Source organism: Pseudoxanthomonas sp., from assembly GCF_027498035.1.
Lineage (GTDB): Bacteria > Pseudomonadota > Gammaproteobacteria > Xanthomonadales > Xanthomonadaceae > Pseudoxanthomonas_A.
In genome coordinates this window covers 4,192,429-4,210,725 of the sequence record NZ_CP114978.1, presented here as the reverse complement: position 1 = coordinate 4,210,725, position 18,297 = coordinate 4,192,429, and the positions used below count along the sequence as shown (strand labels likewise).

General features: G+C 66.8%; 22 protein-coding genes. 15 read left to right on the top strand and 7 right to left on the bottom strand.

Annotated features, from left to right (window positions below):
* Nucleotides 1–7: 7 nt before the first annotated feature.
* Nucleotides 8–1,207 carry an endonuclease/exonuclease/phosphatase family protein gene (locus O8I58_RS18805; RefSeq protein WP_298319460.1) on the top strand — a complete coding sequence of 400 codons (1,200 nt, stop codon included), beginning with the start codon at nt 8–10 and terminating at the stop codon, nt 1,205–1,207.
* Nucleotides 1,208–1,381: 174 nt separating this feature from the next.
* Here the strand turns inward: O8I58_RS18805 and purT are convergent, their stop codons facing one another.
* The gene (purT, locus tag O8I58_RS18800) at nt 1,382–2,578 is read right to left on the bottom strand and encodes a formate-dependent phosphoribosylglycinamide formyltransferase (protein WP_298319458.1); all 1,197 of its coding nucleotides are present in this window, start codon (nt 2,576–2,578) and stop codon (nt 1,382–1,384) included.
* Between the two features lie 131 nt (nt 2,579–2,709).
* Between purT and O8I58_RS18795 the strand changes: the two genes are divergently transcribed.
* The 7 genes from O8I58_RS18795 (at nt 2,710) to O8I58_RS18765 (ending at nt 6,948) form a co-directional block, all read left to right on the top strand.
* Nucleotides 2,710–3,591 carry an SPFH domain-containing protein gene (locus O8I58_RS18795; RefSeq protein WP_298319457.1) on the top strand — a complete coding sequence of 294 codons (882 nt, stop codon included), beginning with the start codon at nt 2,710–2,712 and terminating at the stop codon, nt 3,589–3,591.
* 126 nt (nt 3,592–3,717) lie between these two features.
* Nucleotides 3,718–3,903, top strand: coding sequence for a type II toxin-antitoxin system antitoxin (locus O8I58_RS18790; RefSeq protein ID WP_298319455.1), 186 nt, complete (start codon nt 3,718–3,720; stop codon nt 3,901–3,903).
* Nucleotides 3,900–4,085 (top strand): DUF4177 domain-containing protein, encoded by a 186-nt coding sequence (locus tag O8I58_RS18785; RefSeq protein ID WP_298319452.1) that lies wholly within the window; start codon nt 3,900–3,902, stop codon nt 4,083–4,085. Before O8I58_RS18790 ends, O8I58_RS18785 begins: the two co-directional genes overlap by 4 nt.
* Before the next feature lie 151 nt (nt 4,086–4,236).
* Nucleotides 4,237–4,947 carry a CPBP family intramembrane glutamic endopeptidase gene (locus O8I58_RS18780; RefSeq protein ID WP_298319450.1) on the top strand — a complete coding sequence of 237 codons (711 nt, stop codon included), beginning with the start codon at nt 4,237–4,239 and terminating at the stop codon, nt 4,945–4,947.
* Nucleotides 4,944–5,555 (top strand): hypothetical protein, encoded by a 612-nt coding sequence (locus O8I58_RS18775; RefSeq protein ID WP_298319447.1) that lies wholly within the window; start codon nt 4,944–4,946, stop codon nt 5,553–5,555. Before O8I58_RS18780 ends, O8I58_RS18775 begins: the two co-directional genes overlap by 4 nt.
* 10 nt (nt 5,556–5,565) lie before the next feature.
* The gene (locus O8I58_RS18770; protein WP_298319445.1) at nt 5,566–6,411 is read left to right on the top strand and encodes a M15 family metallopeptidase; all 846 of its coding nucleotides are present in this window, start codon (nt 5,566–5,568) and stop codon (nt 6,409–6,411) included.
* Nucleotides 6,412–6,516: 105 nt separating this feature from the next.
* Nucleotides 6,517–6,948, top strand: coding sequence for a tetratricopeptide repeat protein (locus tag O8I58_RS18765; protein WP_298319443.1), 432 nt, complete (start codon nt 6,517–6,519; stop codon nt 6,946–6,948).
* A gap of 10 nt (nt 6,949–6,958) precedes the next feature.
* Here the strand turns inward: O8I58_RS18765 and O8I58_RS18760 are convergent, their stop codons facing one another.
* From O8I58_RS18760 to O8I58_RS18740, 5 genes are all read right to left on the bottom strand, one after another.
* Nucleotides 6,959–7,633 carry a DNA-3-methyladenine glycosylase family protein gene (locus tag O8I58_RS18760; protein WP_298319442.1) on the bottom strand — a complete coding sequence of 225 codons (675 nt, stop codon included), beginning with the start codon at nt 7,631–7,633 and terminating at the stop codon, nt 6,959–6,961.
* Nucleotides 7,634–7,645: 12 nt separating this feature from the next.
* Nucleotides 7,646–8,011, bottom strand: a complete 366-nt coding sequence (locus O8I58_RS18755; RefSeq protein ID WP_298319440.1) for a DUF423 domain-containing protein — start codon at nt 8,009–8,011, stop codon at nt 7,646–7,648.
* 126 nt (nt 8,012–8,137) lie between these two features.
* Nucleotides 8,138–9,337 (bottom strand): polyketide cyclase, encoded by a 1,200-nt coding sequence (locus O8I58_RS18750; RefSeq protein ID WP_298319438.1) that lies wholly within the window; start codon nt 9,335–9,337, stop codon nt 8,138–8,140.
* A 330-nt stretch (nt 9,338–9,667) separates the two neighbouring features.
* Nucleotides 9,668–10,309, bottom strand: coding sequence for a response regulator (locus O8I58_RS18745; RefSeq protein WP_298319436.1), 642 nt, complete (start codon nt 10,307–10,309; stop codon nt 9,668–9,670).
* Nucleotides 10,306–11,538 carry a sensor histidine kinase gene (locus tag O8I58_RS18740; RefSeq protein WP_298319434.1) on the bottom strand — a complete coding sequence of 411 codons (1,233 nt, stop codon included), beginning with the start codon at nt 11,536–11,538 and terminating at the stop codon, nt 10,306–10,308. Before O8I58_RS18740 ends, O8I58_RS18745 begins: the two co-directional genes overlap by 4 nt.
* Before the next feature lie 158 nt (nt 11,539–11,696).
* On the opposite strand from O8I58_RS18740, the gene O8I58_RS18735 reads away from it, so the two are divergent.
* From O8I58_RS18735 to O8I58_RS18705, 7 genes are all read left to right on the top strand, one after another.
* Nucleotides 11,697–12,293: a GNAT family N-acetyltransferase gene (locus O8I58_RS18735; RefSeq protein WP_298319432.1), complete on the top strand. Its 597-nt coding sequence runs from the start codon at nt 11,697–11,699 to the stop codon at nt 12,291–12,293.
* A complete protein-coding gene (gene minC / locus O8I58_RS18730; RefSeq protein WP_298319430.1) occupies nt 12,290–13,048 on the top strand; it encodes a septum site-determining protein MinC in 759 nt (252 codons plus the stop codon). The genes O8I58_RS18735 and minC overlap by 4 nt, the downstream gene beginning before the upstream one ends.
* 85 nt (nt 13,049–13,133) lie before the next feature.
* Nucleotides 13,134–13,943, top strand: a complete 810-nt coding sequence (gene minD, locus O8I58_RS18725; RefSeq protein ID WP_298319428.1) for a septum site-determining protein MinD — start codon at nt 13,134–13,136, stop codon at nt 13,941–13,943.
* 2 nt (nt 13,944–13,945) lie between these two features.
* Nucleotides 13,946–14,200: a cell division topological specificity factor MinE gene (gene minE / locus O8I58_RS18720; RefSeq protein ID WP_298319427.1), complete on the top strand. Its 255-nt coding sequence runs from the start codon at nt 13,946–13,948 to the stop codon at nt 14,198–14,200.
* A 155-nt stretch (nt 14,201–14,355) separates the two neighbouring features.
* On the top strand, nt 14,356–14,787 hold the full coding sequence (locus O8I58_RS18715) for a hypothetical protein (protein ID WP_298323195.1): 432 nt from the start codon (nt 14,356–14,358) through the stop codon (nt 14,785–14,787).
* A 42-nt stretch (nt 14,788–14,829) separates the two neighbouring features.
* A complete protein-coding gene (locus O8I58_RS18710; RefSeq protein ID WP_298319425.1) occupies nt 14,830–15,498 on the top strand; it encodes a YrbL family protein in 669 nt (222 codons plus the stop codon).
* Nucleotides 15,499–15,795: 297 nt separating this feature from the next.
* Entirely contained in the window at nt 15,796–17,781 is a 1,986-nt protein-coding gene (locus tag O8I58_RS18705; RefSeq protein WP_298323192.1) for a M2 family metallopeptidase, read from the top strand.
* Here the strand turns inward: O8I58_RS18705 and O8I58_RS18700 are convergent.
* The gene (locus tag O8I58_RS18700; protein WP_298319423.1) at nt 17,765–18,295 is read right to left on the bottom strand and encodes a GNAT family N-acetyltransferase; all 531 of its coding nucleotides are present in this window, start codon (nt 18,293–18,295) and stop codon (nt 17,765–17,767) included. The genes O8I58_RS18705 and O8I58_RS18700 overlap by 17 nt on opposite strands.
* Nucleotides 18,296–18,297: the final 2 nt, after the last annotated feature.

The window sequence follows — 18,297 nt, the reverse complement described above, 5'->3', positions numbered from 1 at the left end:
TCGCGTCATGCGATACGCCCTTGCCCTGCTGTGCCTGATGGCCACCTCCACCCTTTCCTCCTGCAGTACCTCGCCTGCGCCCAGCGCCACCGCACCCTTGCGCGTGGCGACCTACAACACCTCGCTTTATTCGGACCAGGCCGGCGGCCTGATCGCCGAGCTGGAAGGCGATAGCGCGCACGCACGCAAGATCGCCGCGGTGTTGCAGGACGTCCGCCCGGACCTGATCCTGCTCAACGAATTCGACTACGACGACGCCCATCGCGCCGCGGACCTGTTCCAGCATCGATACCTGGAAACCCCACAGCCCGGCGGCGGTGAAGCGTTGCACTATCCGTACCGCTACCTGGCCGCGGTCAACACCGGCGTGCCCAGCGGCCTGGACCTGGACAACAACGGCCGCATCGGCGGCGGCGCGCGCGAGGGCGGCAACGACGCCTGGGGCTACGGCCTGCACCCGGGCCAGTACGGGATGCTGGTGCTGTCGAAGTACCCCATCGATGAGCGCGCGGTGCGTACTTTTCGCCTGCTGAAGTGGTCGACCGTGCCCGGCGCACGGAACCCGATCGATCCGCGCACCGGCAAGCCGTGGTACTCGGATACCGCCTGGTCGCAGCTGCGGCTGTCGTCCAAGTCGCATTGGGACGTGCCGGTGCAGGCGCCAGGTGGCACCGTGCATTTCCTGGTGTCGCATCCCACGCCGCCGGTCTTCGATGGCCCGGAAGACCGCAACGGCAATCGCAACGCGCAGGAAATCCGCCTGTGGCAGCACTACCTGGACAACGCCAGCGACGCGTCCTGGCTGTGCGATGACGCCGGCCACTGCGGCGGACTGGCAGCGGACGGGAAATTCGTGATCGCCGGCGATCTCAACAACGACCCCATCGATGGCGACGGCCACCACGACGCCATCGTCGAGCTGATGGAGCACCCGCGCGTGCTGCGCCACCCCGCCCCGACCAGCGCCGGCGGTGCCGAAACCGCGCGCGCCTATGCCGCCAAAGGCCTCAAGCGCAAAGGTTCACCCGAACAAGTGACCGGCGACTTCGGCCCGAAGGCCGGCGCGATGCGACTGGACTACGTGTTGCCGTCCAGTGGATTCGAATACCTGGGTGGCGGCATCTTCTGGCCAGCCTCGACCGATCCACACGCGAAGATCGCCGATGGCAGCGACCATCACCTGGTCTGGGCAGACCTGCGGTTCTGACGTGGAATCGGTTGTAGCCAGGATAAGCGAAGCGCATCCGAAGGGATCTAGCGGACATGCCGCCCCGGGTGCGGCCTAAGGCCTTACCCGGGCGACACGTTGCCTTTCGTTCGGCTCGTAAGAAAGGCCCCGACGGCGCAAGCTTCGCCCTACAGACAGGCGGACGCCTGCCATCTATTCCAGGCTGATCTGGATCGCCGCGGCGGCGTCGCGCGCCTTGGCACGTGCGTCGTCGACGTCACTGCCGCGGGCCAGGGTGACGCCGACGCGGCGCTGGCCTTCCACGCGCGGCTTGCCGAACAGGCGCAGCGCGGTGTCCGGCGCAACGAGTGCGGCTTCGACGTTGGCGAACACCGGCACGCCATGACCCTGGGCCAGCATCGCGCATGACGCCGATGGGCCAGCCTGCTTCACCACCTCGCCATCGCCGGCACCGACCGGCAAGCCCAGGATCGCGCGCGCATGCAGGGCGAACTCGCTCAGCTCCTGCGACACCAGGGTGACCAGCCCGGTGTCGTGCGGGCGTGGCGAGACTTCGGAAAACCACACCTGGTCGCCCTTCACGAACAGCTCGACGCCGAACAGGCCGCGCCCGCCCAGGTCGTCGGTGACCGCCTTGGAAATCTGCTGCGCACGCGCCAGCGCAGCCGGCGTCATCGGTTGCGGCTGCCAGCTTTCGCGGTAATCGCCGTCCTTCTGCCAGTGGCCGATGGGATCGCAGAAGCTGGTGCCGCCAGCGTGGCGAACGGTCAGCAGGGTGATCTCGTAATCGAAGTCGATGAAACCTTCCACGATGCAGCGCCCCGCACCGGCACGGCCGCCGGTCTGGGCGTAATCCCAGGCCGGGCCGATGTCGGCTTCCGCGCGCAACGTGCTCTGGCCCTTGCCCGAGGACGACATCACCGGCTTGACCACGCACGGCAGGCCGATCGCGGCCACCGCATCGCGGTATTCGCCTTCCGTATCGACGAAGCGATACGGCGAGGTCGGCAGGCCCAGCGTCTCGGCGGCCAGGCGGCGGATGCCTTCGCGGTCCATGGTCAGGCGCGCGGCGCGGGCCGTCGGGATCACGGCCAGGCCGTCGGCCTCCAGCGCGACCAGGGTTTCGGTGTGGATCGCCTCGATTTCCGGCACCACCAGGTGCGGTTGCTCGGCGGCGATCAGCGCGCGCAGCGCGGCCGGGTCGAGCATGTCCAGCACATGGCTGCGGTGCGCGACCTGCATGGCCGGCGCGTCGGCATAGCGGTCGGCGGCGATGACTTCCACCCCGAAACGCTGCAGCTCGATGGCCACTTCCTTGCCCAGTTCTCCCGAACCCAGCAGCAGGACGCGGGTGGCATGGGGCGAGCGCGGCGTGCCGAGCGTGGTCATGGCGGTGTTTCCGGGCTGAAAGGGGGCGGCCATTCTAGCGAGTGCCCCTGGCCCGGATGGCCGTGCTGCAATGCCGTTTGCAGACTGATATCAATTTGATATCGTTCATTCCAACCATTGAGGACACCGCCATGAAAGAGCAACCCGTCCGTTCCCTGCCCGGCATTCCCTTCCTGTTGTTCCTGATCGCCGTGTCGGCCGTGGCAGTGTGGCTGTTCATCAGCGGCCTGGGCGCGGATCCGGACAGCGGTGTGAGCTCGCTGCTACGCGTGGTGGCCGGCATCGCGCTGGCGGTCGCGGTGTTTTTCTGCGTGATCGGCCTGTACACGGTGCAACCCAACCAGGCCGCGGTGCTGAGCCTGTTCGGCAAGTACGTAGGTACCGACAAGTCCAACGGTCTACGCTGGAACAACCCCTTTTACACCAAGAAAAAGGTGTCCCTGCGGGTGCGCAATTTCGAAAGCGGCCGGCTCAAGGTCAACGAACTGGACGGCAGCCCGATCGAGATCGCCGCGGTCATCGTCTGGCAGGTCAACGATGCCTCCGAGGCGGTCTACAACGTGGACGACTACGAGAGCTTCGTCCACATCCAGTCCGAGGCCGCACTGCGCGCCATGGCCACCAGCCATCCGTACGACCAGCACGAGGAAGACCAGATCTCGCTGCGCAGCCATCCGGCCGAAATCAGCGAGCAGCTCAAGCGCCACCTGGACGAGCGCCTGACCCAGGCCGGCGTGGACGTGATCGAAGCGCGCATCAGCCACCTGGCCTACGCACCGGAAATCGCCCAGGCCATGCTCCAGCGCCAGCAGGCCAATGCCGTCATCGCCGCGCGCACGCGGATCGTCGCCGGCGCGGTGGGCATGGTCGAAATGGCCCTGAGCGAGCTGGAGAAGAACGGCACGGTCAAGCTGGACGAAGAGCGTCGCGCCGCCATGGTCAGCAACCTGCTGGTGGTGTTGTGCGGCGATCGCGGCACCCAGCCGATCGTCAACGCCGGCAGCCTTTACTAGTCGCGCTCCCCTTCGCAAAAGCCCGCACCTCCTTGTGCGGGCCATTCAACCAAGCGTCGCGCGTCACCCGTCATGCACCTTCAGGTGCGGACCTCCCCCCACCAAAGCAGGCAAGCCACCGACCGCATGGCAGAGAAAAAGGCCTATCCGCTGCGCATCAGTGCCGAGGTCCTCGGCGCCGCCCAGAAATGGGCGGACGACGACCTGCGCTCGCTCAACGCGCAGATCGAATACCTGCTGCGCGACGCCCTGCGCAAGGCGGGAAGGCTGCCGAGACCCCAATCACCCGAAGCACAGGAGGACGCGTCATGAGTACCGATCGTCGCTGGAGCTACCAGACCGTGGAAGTGAAACCCAGCCTGATGGGCGGACTGAAGACCGAACTGATCCAGGAAGAACTCACCAAGCACGGCAACCTGGGCTGGGAGCTGGTCAACGTGATCGTGCCGGCACCGACCCTGTCGGTGATGCTGGTCTTCAAGCGTCCGCAATGAGTCCGATTCTGCCCGACCCTGGAATCCGGAGCACATGATGATGGACCCAGTCCCCACCCCACTTGCATCGCCGCACCCGACCTCCGCGCTGGGCGATTTCAGAGTCGCCGCGGTCTGGGGCGTGCTGGCTGCAGTGTCAGCCGCAGCGCTCATGCCCTACCTCGCCCAGCTGATGCCCGGACGCTTCGCGCAGCTCCCCATTCCCTTTGCCGCCCTGGTGGCGATCCAGTCCATGCAGGCGCTGGTGCTGCTGGGGCTGCTCGCCTGGCTTGGGCTGCGCATGGGTCATCGCGTCGACCTGGGAAGCCCGGTCCTGCAGGCCTGGCTTATCGGTCGTGCGCGGCCCGATTGGTCACGACTGCGACCGGGCCGAAGCGCGCTCCTGGGCGGCGCGACCGGATTGGTAGTCCTCACCCTGTCAGTGCTACTCGATCCCCTGCTCCCACCGATGCTCAATCCGCCAGTGGCAGCCAGCGCGCATGTTTCGGCATTGAACGGATTGCTCGCATCGCTGTACGGCGGCATCGCCGAAGAACTGCAACTCCGGCTATTCCTAATGACGCTGCTGGTGTGGGCCGTGGCGCGCGTGCGTCGCGTCCCTCCCACAACCGGGACGTACTGGATTGCCGCGATGATCGCCGCGCTGCTGTTCGGTGCCGGCCACCTGCCCGCGGCCGCGCACCTCTGGGGCCTGGATGCCAGCGTGGTTACACGAACGCTGCTACTGAACGGTATCGCCGGGCTGGCATTTGGTTGGCTGTACTGGAAACGGGGATTGGAGATGGCCATGCTCGGCCACTTCTGTGCCGATCTCGTCCTGCACGTGGCGGTACCGCTTTTCGGCTTGGGCATGCCGCAATGAACAACACACGCCATCCTCACGTCATGGGCCAGACCGTTGTCGCGCTGACGCCGACGCCAGGCAGCGCGCGGCTGTGGCTGTTCGTGCTGGTGGTGGGCCTGCCACTGATGATCAGTGCACTGTCACTGGGGCTGGCGCCGCTGAGCCACGATGCGCAGCCATTGGTCGGTGACAGCCTGGCATCGACGGCCGCGCTGACACTGGCCTCGGTCGCGGCGCTGACCCTGCTGCTGTGGGCGGCGCTGGCCTTCTGCCTGCGTCGGCAGTCGCTGCGGGTGGACGCGCAGGGCATCGAGGTGCGTTCGACCTTCTTCCGCACCCAGGTGGCGATCGCCCAGTTGCAGCTGGACCAGGCCCGCGTAGTCGACCTGGCCGAACACACCGAGTTGCGCCCGCTGCTCAAGGTTCGCGGCTACGCCCTGCCCGGCTTCCGCAGCGGCTGGTACCGGTTGCGCGAGCGGCGCAAGGCCTTCGTCGCCACCGCCGACAGCCGCCTGGTGCTGTGGCTGCCCAGCACCGCCGGCCATGGCCTGCTGCTGGACGTGCACGACCCCAATGGCCTGTTGCGCCAGCTGCGTGAACTGGCCGCGCACGCGCACCCCCGATAAAGTGCCGGCCATGCCTGTCCGCCCCACGCTGCCCGTCGCCAACACGCTGCTCAATACAGACCATATCGAGCTGTGGCCCGCCTCGTTATTGCGTGCGCGCAGCAATCACGATGCCCGCGTGCTCGCACGCGCCAGCCGCGTGCTGCGCCGCAAGGACGATGGTCGCTATCTGGCTGCCGTGGTTCCCGAAGGCCTGGTTGGCCTGCTGCCTGGCTGGAGCCGCAGCCACGGCATCGACGAAGCACTGGACCGGCTGGAAGACGCTGAAACCCGGACTGCTCCCATCGATGCGGACCTGGCCGGAACCCTGCCCCTGCGCGGACTGCGTCGACGATTGAACGTGCTGGGCCTGGATGCGGACGATTACGCGCGACACACCGGACTGGAGCTCGTCGCCGAACCCGCCGCGCTCACCTTGGCCGGCTTCGACCGCTATCGCCGCGCCTTGTGGCTGACCGATGCGGCCGGACGGGCCTGGCAGGCCATGCACGCCGCCGCCGCCGCCGCCCACATCACGCTCGACGCCGTCTCCGGCTATCGCAGCCACGCTTACCAGCTGGGCATCTTCGAACGGAAACTGGCCCGCGGACAGACCGTGGAGCAGATCCTCACCGTCAACGCCGCGCCGGGCTACAGCGAACACCACGGCGGCAACGCACTGGACATCGGCACCCCCGGCGAACCACCGGCCGAGGAATCGTTCGAAACCACCAGGGCATTTGCCTGGCTCACGGGCAACGCCGGCCGGTTCGATTTCCACATGAGCTACCCGCGCGATAACCCGCACGGGATCGTCTACGAGCCCTGGCACTGGCGGCATGCGGCCCCAGGCACGACGCCCATCCGGCACAGCTGAACGGCGCAAGACCTCCCGATCTTCATCCACCGGCGCCCGGCAGGCGTACCATCTGCGCCCCGTCGTGCGCTCCACCGCGCCCGCAGTCCCGCAAGAGGCGCTTTTTTGGAATCCACACACTCCCTTCTCGATGCGCTCCAGGGCATCACCTGGCTGCTGGTCTTCATCAGCGCCGGGATCCTGGTCATGTCGATCTGCTTCGTGATCCTGGTCGTCAACGTTGTCGGGGTCATGCGCGAAAGCCGCAGCAGCCGCCGCGGTGACCTCAAGGAAATCGAACTGGAAGACCTGCTGGCCTCGGGCCAGAGCAAGGCCGCCAAATTCGCCGCGACCGAATGGGTCACGCTGGAACCACGCCGGCCCGAAGCGCACTGGGCACTGGCCAAGGCGCACTACCAGCTGGGCGAGCTGGCCGAGGCCAAGCAGGTGCTCAATGGCCTGATGAAGATCGCCCCGGAAGAGGACTACCGCGTGGACGCATGGCTGGAACTGGTGGAAACCGAGTTCTCCGAACGGCGCCCCAAACCGGTCAACTGACGCCGGCGCGTCAGTCCTGCGAACGGTTGGTCGGCGCGACAGCCTGGCTGTCGAAGTCGGCGATGCGCCACAGGTACAGGCTGGCGTAGGTGCGGAACGGCCCCCAGCGCTCGCCGCGTGCCGCCAGTTCCTTCGGCGCGGGCATGGCTTCCAGTCTGTCCACCAGCCCGGCACCCTTGCGGATGCCCAGGTCGTCGATGGGCAGGATGTCCGGCCTGCCCAGGCGGAACATCAGCATCATCTCCACCGTCCAGCGCCCGATGCCGCGGACCGGGGTGAGTGCCGCGACAATCTCGTCGTGGTGCAGGGTGGCCATCTGCCGCAGCGAGGGGATCTCGCCGCGCTGCTCGCGCGCGGCCAGGTCGCGCAGCGCCAGCGTCTTGTTCCCGGACACTCCGCAACTGCGCAGCGTCGCATCGTCCACCCGGCCCAACGTGTCGAAGTGCAGTCGCGTGCTGCCGATGGCGGTTTCCACGCGTCCCACGATCGTCGAGGCCGCTTTGCCCGAGAGCTGCTGGAACAGGATCGCGCGGGCCAGCGCATCGACCGGATCGAAGGTCTTGCGCCAGCGCGGCTCGGGCTCGATCACACCGATGCGCTTCATCCACGTCCCCAGCTTGCGGTCACGCCGGGCCAGGTGGTCCCAGGCAGCCTGGGTATCGAATCCACGTGCGTGCCTGGGCATGCTGTGCGCCTCCTAGCGACGTAGCGCGCTGACGGCCCACAACAGCCAGGCCAGGATCATCGCAACGCCACCGGCCGGCGCCACGCCACTGACGATGCCGGCCAGCACGTGCAACGCGATGCTGCCAGAGAACAACAGCGTCCCGACCAGCAACAGCCGCAGCGCCCACTGCGCCAGCGCCTGGCGCGCGCGCGGGGCTAGCGCCGTCAGCGCGATGCCGTGGCCGAAGGCGTACAGGCAGGCGCTCTGCAGCGAAGCCTGCGCCTTGGGATCGCTCACGCCATGCGCCGCGTAAGCGGCCAGCCCAATCGACGCAGCGCACAGCACCGCGCCAATGGCGGCCAAGGGGGAAACGATGTCGTGGCGTCTTTCGATCATCAGGTCCAACCCCGCATTGCCTCGGCACGCATGTGCACGGGTCCGGAAAGAAAAACGCCGCGCCTTCGGGATGCGAAGGCGCGGCGCGGATGCATCAGCTGCTCGCCCTGTGGTGGGCGCGGCCGATCAGTACTTGATCGCCCAGAAGATGTCGTAGGTGGAGCTTTCGTCGGTGAACGACTTGTCCACGCCGCTGTTCCAGGATTCGTACGGACGGTCGTTCATGGCATGACCATTGGTCAGCGCCCAGGCGCGCAGGCCGTTGCGGGCCACGTCCAGCTCGGACATGTAACCGGTGTACTTGGCCGTGGCAGCCTTGTGGGCTTCGGTATGCAGGTAGGTCACCGGGGTGCCTGCCACCTTGACCTGCAGCTCGGCCGCGTCGGTGGCCGGCGCCGCTTCCGGTGCTGGTTCGGCGGCGGCAGTCGCGTCAGCCTTGTCCTCGCCCTTGTCGTCGGACTTCGCTACTTCGGTCTTGGGACCGGTGCCCTTCTTGCGGACCGGCTGGACCAGATCGAAGGTGTAGGTCTGCGACGCCAGCTCGGTGGTGACGATGCGGAACGGGCCGGCCGGCTCCAGGTCGTTGGACTCCATCACCCGCTTGATCCACTCCTGGTTTGCGAGGATGGACTTCTTGATCGCGTCATTGCTGCGCGCGATGCTGCCGGCGCCGACGACCAGCAGGTTTTCCGACGGCACGTCGGAAATCTTCAGGTCGGTCAGCTTGCTGCCTTCCACGCGGTAGTCGAAGTTCGGGATGGTGGCCAGGTTGGTGCCCAGCTTGGCCAGGCTCGCGTCCATGCCGTCGCCGATCTGGCTCTTGACGTACATGCCCAGGAAACGGCCGTAGATGTTCCAGCCATAGTCCACGTCATAGCTCTGGGTGACACGCACGTTGCGGCCGCCCTTGCCGGTCGGGGCCAGCGTGATCTCGCTGACCTTGTTGCCGCCCGGGGCGTCATCAGTGATGGCATAGACCACCTTGCCGGTGTTGCCGGAAGTCCCCGGCGCCTGGGCGTCGGTGATTTCCCAGCTGCCCTTCTTCCAGGCAGTGACCACGGGCGAGGTGAAGTCGACCTTGGCGCCCTTGCCGGTATTGCCGTCGGCACCGCCGGAATAGGTCAGCAACGCCGGATCACCTGGCAGCATCACGCTCCAGTCCTTCAGGCGACGCACGTTGCTCACCGTGTCGTACACGATGGTCATCTTGCGGTTGCTTTCCACGCTTCCTTCGAGGTGCCGATGCGACGGCAGGACCACGCCGATGATCAGAAACAGCGCCAATACCAGCGCCAGGGCGATCAGGAACTCGAGCAAACGGGTCATTCAGCGGTCTCCGGGGGCCGGTGATAGGCCAAGGTTAAGGATGAGCAAGTTCCCAATCGTAGCAGGCTTGCATCAGCGAGGTCAGCCGAAAACTGCGCATGAAGTGCTGCCTTCCACCCCATCAAACGAAGTCTTAACAGACCAATGCGGTTCCACTGCCCTCAGCGCCCGACGCGCGTCATCAGGCCAGCTGCAGCTCGAAGGCCTTGCGCACCACCCGGGCGCGGTCACGCACGCCAAGTCTGGACAGGGTGAAGGGGCGCAGCTTGCAAAGCATTGCCTCGCGCACCCGAACGCCCGCCGCGCTGCGACGGGCCGGGCATCCTGCCTTCAGACCAGCTGCAGCTCGAAGGCCTTGAGTACGGCCCGGGTGCGATCACGCACGCCGAGCTTGGACAGGATGTTGGACACGTGGTTCTTGATGGTGCCTTCGGCCACGCCGAGCGAATTGGCGATTTCCTTGTTGGAGAAGCCCGACGCCATCAGCCGCAGGATCTCGGTCTCGCGATCGGTCAGTGGATCGGGGCGATCCAGGCTGACGAATTCGTTGCGCATGTGCTCCAGGCCCGACAGCAGGCGCTGGGTCACCGCCGGCTGGACCAGCGAACCACCGCCGGCCACGGTGCGGATCGCGCCCACCAGCTGCTCCAGCGACACGTCCTTCAGCAGGTAGCCCTTGGCGCCAGCCTTCAGCCCGGCCAGCACCAGCTGGTCATCGTCGAAGGTGGTCAGGATGATGCTCGGTGGCAGCTGGTCGGCTTTGGCCAGGGCCTGCAGCGCTTCCAGGCCGGACATCACCGGCATGCGCATGTCCATCAGCACCACGTCGGGCCTGAGCTGCGGGACCAGCTCCACGGCCTGACGGCCGTCGGCGGCCTCGCCCACCACCTCGATGCCATCATCCAGCGCCAGTAGCGAGCGGATGCCCTGTCGGACAAGGTTCTGGTCGTCGACCAGGCAGACGCGGATCATGCGGTTTCTCCAGGAGAAGGTGTGACGGCAGCCGGCGTCGCCGAACTGGACAGCAAGGGATCATCACTGGCGGCGGGCAACCGCAGGTTCAGGCGGAAACCACTGTCTTCGCCCGCTTCCAGCTGCATCTGCCCGCCATATTGGCGCAGGCGTTCACGCATGCCGCGCAGGCCGTTGCCGGCGACCAGCTCGCCCACGCCACGGCCGTCGTCGCGGGCCTCCATCAGCAGGTCGGCGCCTTCGCGGCGGCAGCTGATCCAGAGGTTGCGGGCACCGGCATGGCGCACGGCATTGGTGATGATTTCCTGGGCGCAGCGCAGCAGCACGTGGGCGCGCCCGGGGTCTTCCAGGGTCAGCGGTTCGTGCAGGTCCAGGTGGATATCCAGCGACGGCACGTGTTCGGCCAGCGGCCGCAGGGCCGCGGCCAGGTCGATGGAGCCCGATTCGCGCAGCTGGCTGACCGCCTCGCGCACGTCAGTCAGCAGCAGGCGTGCCAGGGTGTGGGCCTGGCGGACGTGCTCCTGGGCGCGGCCTTCGGTGACATGCCCGGCCACTTCCAGATTCAGGCTCAACGCGGTCAGGTGATGGCCCAGCAGATCGTGCAATTCGCGGGAAATGCGGGTGCGCTCGTTGACCCGGGCGCTTTCGGTCAGCAGCACGCGGGTGGCGCGCAGTTCCGCGTTCAGCCGGCGCTGCTCCTCGCGCGCCTGCGCCTGCTGGCGGGCGACGTAGGCGGTGACCAGCACGAACGCGGCAAATCCCACGTAGAAGGACGACTGGAACACCGACTCCCACAGGTTGAAGTCATCGCGCGCCATGAACGAGGGCACCAGCGGCACATGGGCGAACATCAGCCACAGCACCGCCCAGCGCAGTTCCAGCATCCACGGCAGCACCCCGGCCACCACCACCAGCAACAGCGCACCCAATCCGGTCTGGGTGTAGAAGCCCACCGCCACCGCCGAGGAGATCATCACCAGCAGCAACGCCACGCTGCCCAGGCTCGGGTGCTGCGGCGGGCGTTCGTGCAGGGTGCGCGTGGCCAGCCAGTAGCAGATGCCGAACGCCAGGTAGGCGCCCAACGACATCGGCACGTTCAGGCCGGCCCCCTCGGCGCCGCGCGACGGCGGCAGGAACCACACGTTCAGGACGATGGGAATGCCCACCAGCGCCCACGTATAGAGCCCAGCGGCACGCAGCAGGCGGGTATGGGCGATTCGTCCGAACATGGCGCATCTTACGGCCCACCGCGGCGGCGCGACCTGAGCCTGAAGTCATGCCCGCGTTGTCGACACCGGGCGGCATGGGCGCCCGCAGGCGGGGCTGCCCATGCGATAATCGGGCAGGCCCCAACGTTGTAGGGGCGCAGTTTTATGGAGCAAACCCGATGTCGATCGTCATCCGCGACGTGCGTGAGCACGAGCTGGATTCCGTCCTGGCCCTGAACAACAACGCTGGCCTGGCGATCCTGCCGCTGGACAGCGCCCGCGTGCACGATTTCTTTGAGCGTGCCGAATATTTCCGCGTCGCCGAGCGCGACGGCAACCTGGCCGGCTTCCTGGTCGGTTTCGGCTCCGGCGTGGGCCATGACAGCAGCAACTACGCCTGGTTCCAGGAGCGTTACCCCGAATTCTTCTATATCGACCGCATCGTGGTGGCCAGTCGCCGCCGCGGCGGCGGCGTGGGTCGTGCGTTCTATGCCGATGTGCAGAGCTACGCCGAACTGCGCTACCCGCAGCTGGCCTGCGAGGTGTTCCTGGACCATGGCGCCGACCCGGCGCTGTTGTTCCATGGCAGCTTCGGCTTCCGCGAAATCGGCCAACACGTCATGCCCGGCGTGCAGGTCCGCGCCAGCATGCTGATGAAGGAACTGTGCAGCTACCCGTGGGTGCTGGAAACCTACCGCGGCGAGCTGCCGGAAACCCCGTGGACGCGCACACGCCATTACACGCCGGCCGGCATCCAGAGGCCGACCGGCACATGAGCACACCTTCCCCTGTCCCCAGCTACGAACAGGCCGGCGAACTCAAGATCGGCCAGGTCGGCGTCGCCAACCTGCGTGTCCGCACCCTGGATGTCGAAGCGCTGGTCCGCGAGATGCGCGAGCGCGTCGAGCGCGCACCCAAGCTGTTTGGCCGGGCCGCGGTCATCATCGACTTCGGCGGCCTGGTGCATACCCCCGATGTAGCCAGCGCCCGCGCCCTGCTGGAAGGCCTGCGCGATGCCGGCGTGCTGCCGGTGGCGCTGGCCTACGGCACCTCGGAGATCGAAACCCTGTCCGAGCAGCTCGGCCTGCCACTGCTGGCCAAGTTCCGTGCCCAGTACGAACGCAGCGAACCGGCGCCCGTGCCGGCCGCACCACCACCGGTGGCCGCCGCACCGGAACCGGCACAACCAAAAACCAACGTCCAGCCCGGCATGATCCAGAAGGCCACCGTGCGCTCGGGCCAGCAGTTGTATGCCGAGCAGCGCGACCTGACCGTACTGACCTCGGTCGGCGCCGGTGCGGAAGTCATCTCGGACGGCTCCATCCACATCTACGGCCCGCTGCGTGGACGTGCATTGGCTGGCGCCCAGGGCAACGAGGACGCGCGGATCTTCTGCAGCGCCTTCCATGCCGAGCTGGTCGCCGTGGCAGGGCATTACAAGGTGCTGGACGATGTGCCGCGTGCGCTGCACGGCAAGGCGGTCCAGGTCTGGCTTGAAGACGGGCAATTGAACATCGCCGCGCAGGACTGACCTGCGTGGCACCCGCGATGCAGGCCCCCGACCGCATCGCGACGCAACACCGCAATCCATCGGACCCTTTTTTCGGAGAACACCATTGGCTGAGATCATCGTCGTCACGTCCGGCAAGGGCGGCGTAGGCAAGACCACCACCAGCGCCAGCATTGCCTGCGGCCTGGCACGTCGCGGCAAGAAAGTCGCCGTCATCGACTTCGACGTCGGCCTGCGCAACCTCGACCTGATCATGGGCTGCGAGCGCCGCGTGGTGTACGACTTCATCAACGTCACCCAGGGCGAAGCCACGCTGAAGCAGGCACTGATCAAGGACAAGCGCTTCGACACGCTGTTCGTGCTGGCCGCCTCGCAGACCCGCGACAAGGACGCGCTGACCAAGGAAGGCGTGGAGAAGGTCCTCAAGGACCTGGACGCCGATGGCTTCGACTTCGTCGTCTGCGACTCCCCGGCCGGTATCGAGAAGGGCGCGTTCCTGGCCATGTACTACGCCGACAAGGCGGTCGTGGTGGTCAACCCGGAAGTGTCCTCGGTGCGCGACTCCGACCGCATCCTGGGCCTGCTGGACTCCAAGACCCGCCGCGCCGAAGAAGGCAAGACGCTGGTCCCGAACCTGCTGCTGACCCGCTACAACCCGGGCCGCGTGGAAACCGGCGAGATGCTCTCCATCAAGGACGTCGAGGAAGTCCTTGGCCTGAAGACGCTTGGTGTGATTCCCGAGTCCGGCGACGTGCTCAACGCCTCCAACAAGGGCGAACCGGTGATTCTTGACCTGGAGTCGCCGGCCGGCCAGGCCTACGATGACGCCGTGGCGCGCCTGCTGGGCGAAGACCGTCCGATGCGCTTCACCTCGCTTGAAAAGAAAGGCTTCTTCAGCAAGCTATTCGGAGGTTGAGCATGGGTATGTTCGATTTCCTCAAGGCCAAGAAGAACACCGCCGAGACCGCCAAGAACCGCCTGCAGATCATCATCGCGCAGGAACGCAACCAGCGCGGCGCGCCGGACTACCTGCCACTGCTGCAGCGCGAGCTGCTGGAAGTGATCAAGAAGTACGTCAACATCGACGTGGACGCGGTGAAGGTTGACCTGCTCAAGGAAGGCGACCACGACGTGCTGGACATCTCCGTGGCCCTGCCCGACGGCAAAGCCTGATCCCTCCGGCGCGGGCGCCACGCCCGCGCCGGCACCTGACCGTCATCGCAGTCCCGCACGCCATGTCCACGCAGACCACCTCGTCCCTCGTCGAATTCACTCCGCCGCTGCCCGGCAGCGATGCCGCAGCGCAGACCGTGCTGTGCGTGCGCGATATGGACTTCGGCGTGATGGAGGCGCTACTGGCGCGCTTTGACCTGGCGCTGCATCGCGTCCCCGATGGCGTGCCGATTCCCGGCAGCTTCTGGGGTGATCCGGAAGCCGGCGTCATCGCCCACAACGTCTATGTGCGCAGCGATACGCCGGTGCATTCGATGCTGCACGAAGCCTGCCACCTGATCGTGCTGACGCCGGAAAAACGCGCCCTGGTCCACACCGATGCCACCGATTCGGACATCGAGGAAGACGCCACCTGCTACCTGCAGGTGGTGCTGGCCGACGAGCTGCCCGGCGTGGGCCGCGCCCGGCTGATGGCCGACATGGATGCCTGGGGTTATTCGTTCCGGATGGGCTCCACCGAAGCCTGGATGGCCCAGGATGCGGACGATGCGCGCAGCTGGCTGGCCGAACGCGGCCTGCCGCACTGACGCTGTCGCATTTCCGGCAGCACACCGCGTGAGGGGACGCGCATGAGCAACACTCCCGGCCCACGGCCTGGCGACGACTGGAACCACATGACCGTGATTGGCCGCGGCGCCAATCGCGTGTGCGTGGTCGATCGTCGTGATACCCGGCAATGCCTGAAATTCATGCTGCCCACCAGCCAGCGCACACGCGTGGGCCTGCGCCAGCGCGTGCAGCGATGGCGGGCGGTGCGCAAACCCCAGCGCGATGAAAACCATGCAGAGCTGCGGGCCTGGATGCAGCTGTCCGCAAGGCTTCCGCCCGAGGACCTGCAGGCCCACCTGGCGACGGTGCTCGGCATCTTCCGCACGGTGTATGGCCAGGCGCTGTGCTGCGAACGCGTGACCCTGGCCGATGGCGCACCCGCGCCCAGCCTGTACGCGCTGCTGTTCGACCACCCGCAGTATCCGGCCGAGGTGCTGTGCGCGGCGGTCACCGCATTCGAGCAATGGCTGCTGCGTCATCGCATCCCGCTGTTCGACCTCAACGCAGGCAACCTGCTGGTGCTGCCGCACGGCGAAGGCGTACGCCTGGTCTGCGTGGACGCCAAGTCGGTCGTGTCCGGCAAGGAAATCGTGCCGCTGTCGCGCTGGTTCAACGCACTGGCCAGGCGCAAGATCCGCCGTCGTGCCCAGCGCCTGCGCGAGCGCATCCGGGCTGCGTTGCCGGCGTAGGAACAACGCGCTTCGGCGGAAGCGTCCGCCCCGCCCGCGCTCCGGTGCGTTGTCGCGCGAAAGGCATGCGGGATGAAGCGCAGCTCGCGGCTGCGTCGCTATCCATGCGCCCAAAGTTCAAACCCCATGCGGGCCCGCGACCCTTGCGAGGCGACGGCGGCTTCTCTAGCCTGCGGGCTGCCTATCGCCAGGGAAGCGCTCGTGAAGCCACGTCATCTTGTGTTCGCCATCGCCGCGGGCCTCTCATTTTTTGCCCTATCCGGTTGCGGCTCCGATGACGACACGCCCAGGGACGGCGTGGCCCAGGCACCGAAGGACGAAACGCCCGAGGCCTTCATCGAACGGGTCAACGCGCAGCTGCGCGAACAATCGCCGGAAGTGAACTCCGCGCAATGGCTCTCGTCCACCTACATCAACGATGACAGCCAGCGCGTGGCGGCCAAGGCCAACGAACGCGCCCTGACCCAGCTCAACGCCTGGATCACCCAGTCGCGCCGCTTCGAAGGCAAGCAGATGCCGCCACAGACCGCGCGTGCGATCGGCCTGCTCAAGCTGATGACCGCCATGCCGGCGCCGCAGGACCCGACCAAGCTGGCCGAACTGACCCGGATCGCCGCGCAGCTGGAAGGCACGTATGGCAACGGCCGCTATTGCACCGGCGAAGGGCAGGCCCGCAATTGCCGCCAGCTGGGCGCACTGGAAGAGGTGCTCGCACACAGCCGCGACTACGACACCCAGCTCGATGCCTGGCAGGGCTGGCATTCGATTGCGCCACCGATGCGCGACAGCTACACCCAGTTCGTCCAGCTGGCGAATGAAGGCGCGCACGACATGGGCTTTGCCGATGCCGGCGAGCTGTGGCGCAGCGGCTACGACATGGCGCCGGGCGAGATCGGCGCCGAAACCGACCGCCTGTGGGGCCAGGTCAAGCCGCTGTACGAACAGCTGCACTGCTACACCCGCAGCAAGCTGGAAGCGCGTTACGGGATGCGCGGCCAGGTCGATGGCGGTCTGCTGCCGGCACACCTGCTCGGCAACATGTGGCAGCAGGACTGGAGCAACCTGTGGGACATCCTGCAACCGTATCCGCAGGCCGGCGGACTGGACATCACCGGCGCGCTGCAGGCGCAGGACGACGGCCAGTTCGAGAAGACGCTCAAGGACGCCGGGCTGGACCTGGACGACCCGTTCGAAGGCGCGCGCGATGCCAACTACGCCGCGCAGCTGCAGGCCCTGGGCCACGCGCCAGATGATGACGAACGCGCGCGCATGAGCCGCCGCGCGTATGACGAGGCCATCGCCCGCGTTGCCGACCTGCGCCACGCCGCGGACCTTGCCAGCGCCAAGGCGATGGCCGCGCGCGCACAGGATTTCTATACCTCGCTCGGCATGCCACCGCTGCCCAAAAGCTACTGGCAGAAAGCGCAGTTCATCAAGCCGCGCGACCGCGACGTGGTCTGCCACGCCAGCGCCTGGGACCTGGACATGGCCGGCGACGTGCGCACCAAGATGTGCATCAAGCCGGACGAGGAAAGCTTCACCACGGTCTATCACGAGCTGGGCCACCTGTATTACGACCTGGCCTACAACAGCCAGCCGCCGGTGTTCCAGGGCGGAGCCAACGACGGCTTCCACGAGGCCATCGGCGACACCATCGTGCTGGCGATGACACCCAAGTACCTGGCGTCGATCGGCCTGGTGAAGGCACAGGCAGAAAGCGAGGAAGCCCTGGTCAACGCACAGATGCGCATGGCCCTGGCCAAGGTCGCGTTCCTGCCGTTCGGCCTGATGATCGACCGCTGGCGCTGGGGCGTGTTCGATGGTTCGATCAAGCCCGATCACTACAACGCCGCGTGGTGGCAGCTCAAGGCGCAGTACCAGGGCGTGGCGCCGGCCACGCCGCGTGGCGAGGAATACTTCGACGCCGCCGCCAAGTACCACGTGCCGGCCAACACGCCGTACATGCGCTATTTCATGGCCGACATCCTGCAGTTCCAGTTCTACAAGGCGCTGTGCGATGCCTCCGGCTACACCGGCCCGCTCAACCAGTGCAGCTTCTACGGCAACAAGGTCGCCGGGCAGAAGTTCTGGGCAATGCTGGGCAAGGGCAGCAGCCAGCCGTGGCAGGACACGCTGAAATCGCTCACCGGCAGCGACCGGATGGACGCAGCCCCGATGCTGGAATATTTCCAGCCGCTGCAGGCCTGGCTCAAGCAGCAGAACGAAGGCAAGACCTGCGGCTGGCAGGTGCCCGCGGCAGACGGCATCACGGCGGAGCGCTGACGCCCACCTCGTCGGCCAGCAGCGCCCAGCGTTCGTGGTCGCGCCAGTGGCCGTCGATCTTCAGATAGCGCGGTGAATAGCCTTCCAGGCGGAAGCCGGCACCGCGCGCCAGGGCAATGGAGCGCTGGTTGTCGGGCTGGATATTGGCTTCGATGCGATGCAGGCCGACGACGTCGAACAGATGCGCCAGCACCTGCGGCATCGCTTCGCCCATCAGGCCGGTGCCGGCAAAGGGCGCGCAGGCGTAATAACCGAGGTAGGCGCTCTGCAGGTTGCCGCGGCTGATCTGGCTGCAGTTGAAAACACCTGCGACCCGATGGCCGACAGCTTCAAACGCGATCAGGCTGACGTAGTCCTGGCCCAGGGTCCTGGCGAACCAGGCATCGAAGCCCGCCTGCTCCAGGCAGGGCGACACCCAGGGATGATGCAGCGCCGTGCTGGCACGATGCGCGACCAGCAGCGCGGCGGCATCGCTGCGGCACAGGCGACGCACGACCACGCGCGGGCCGGCCATGG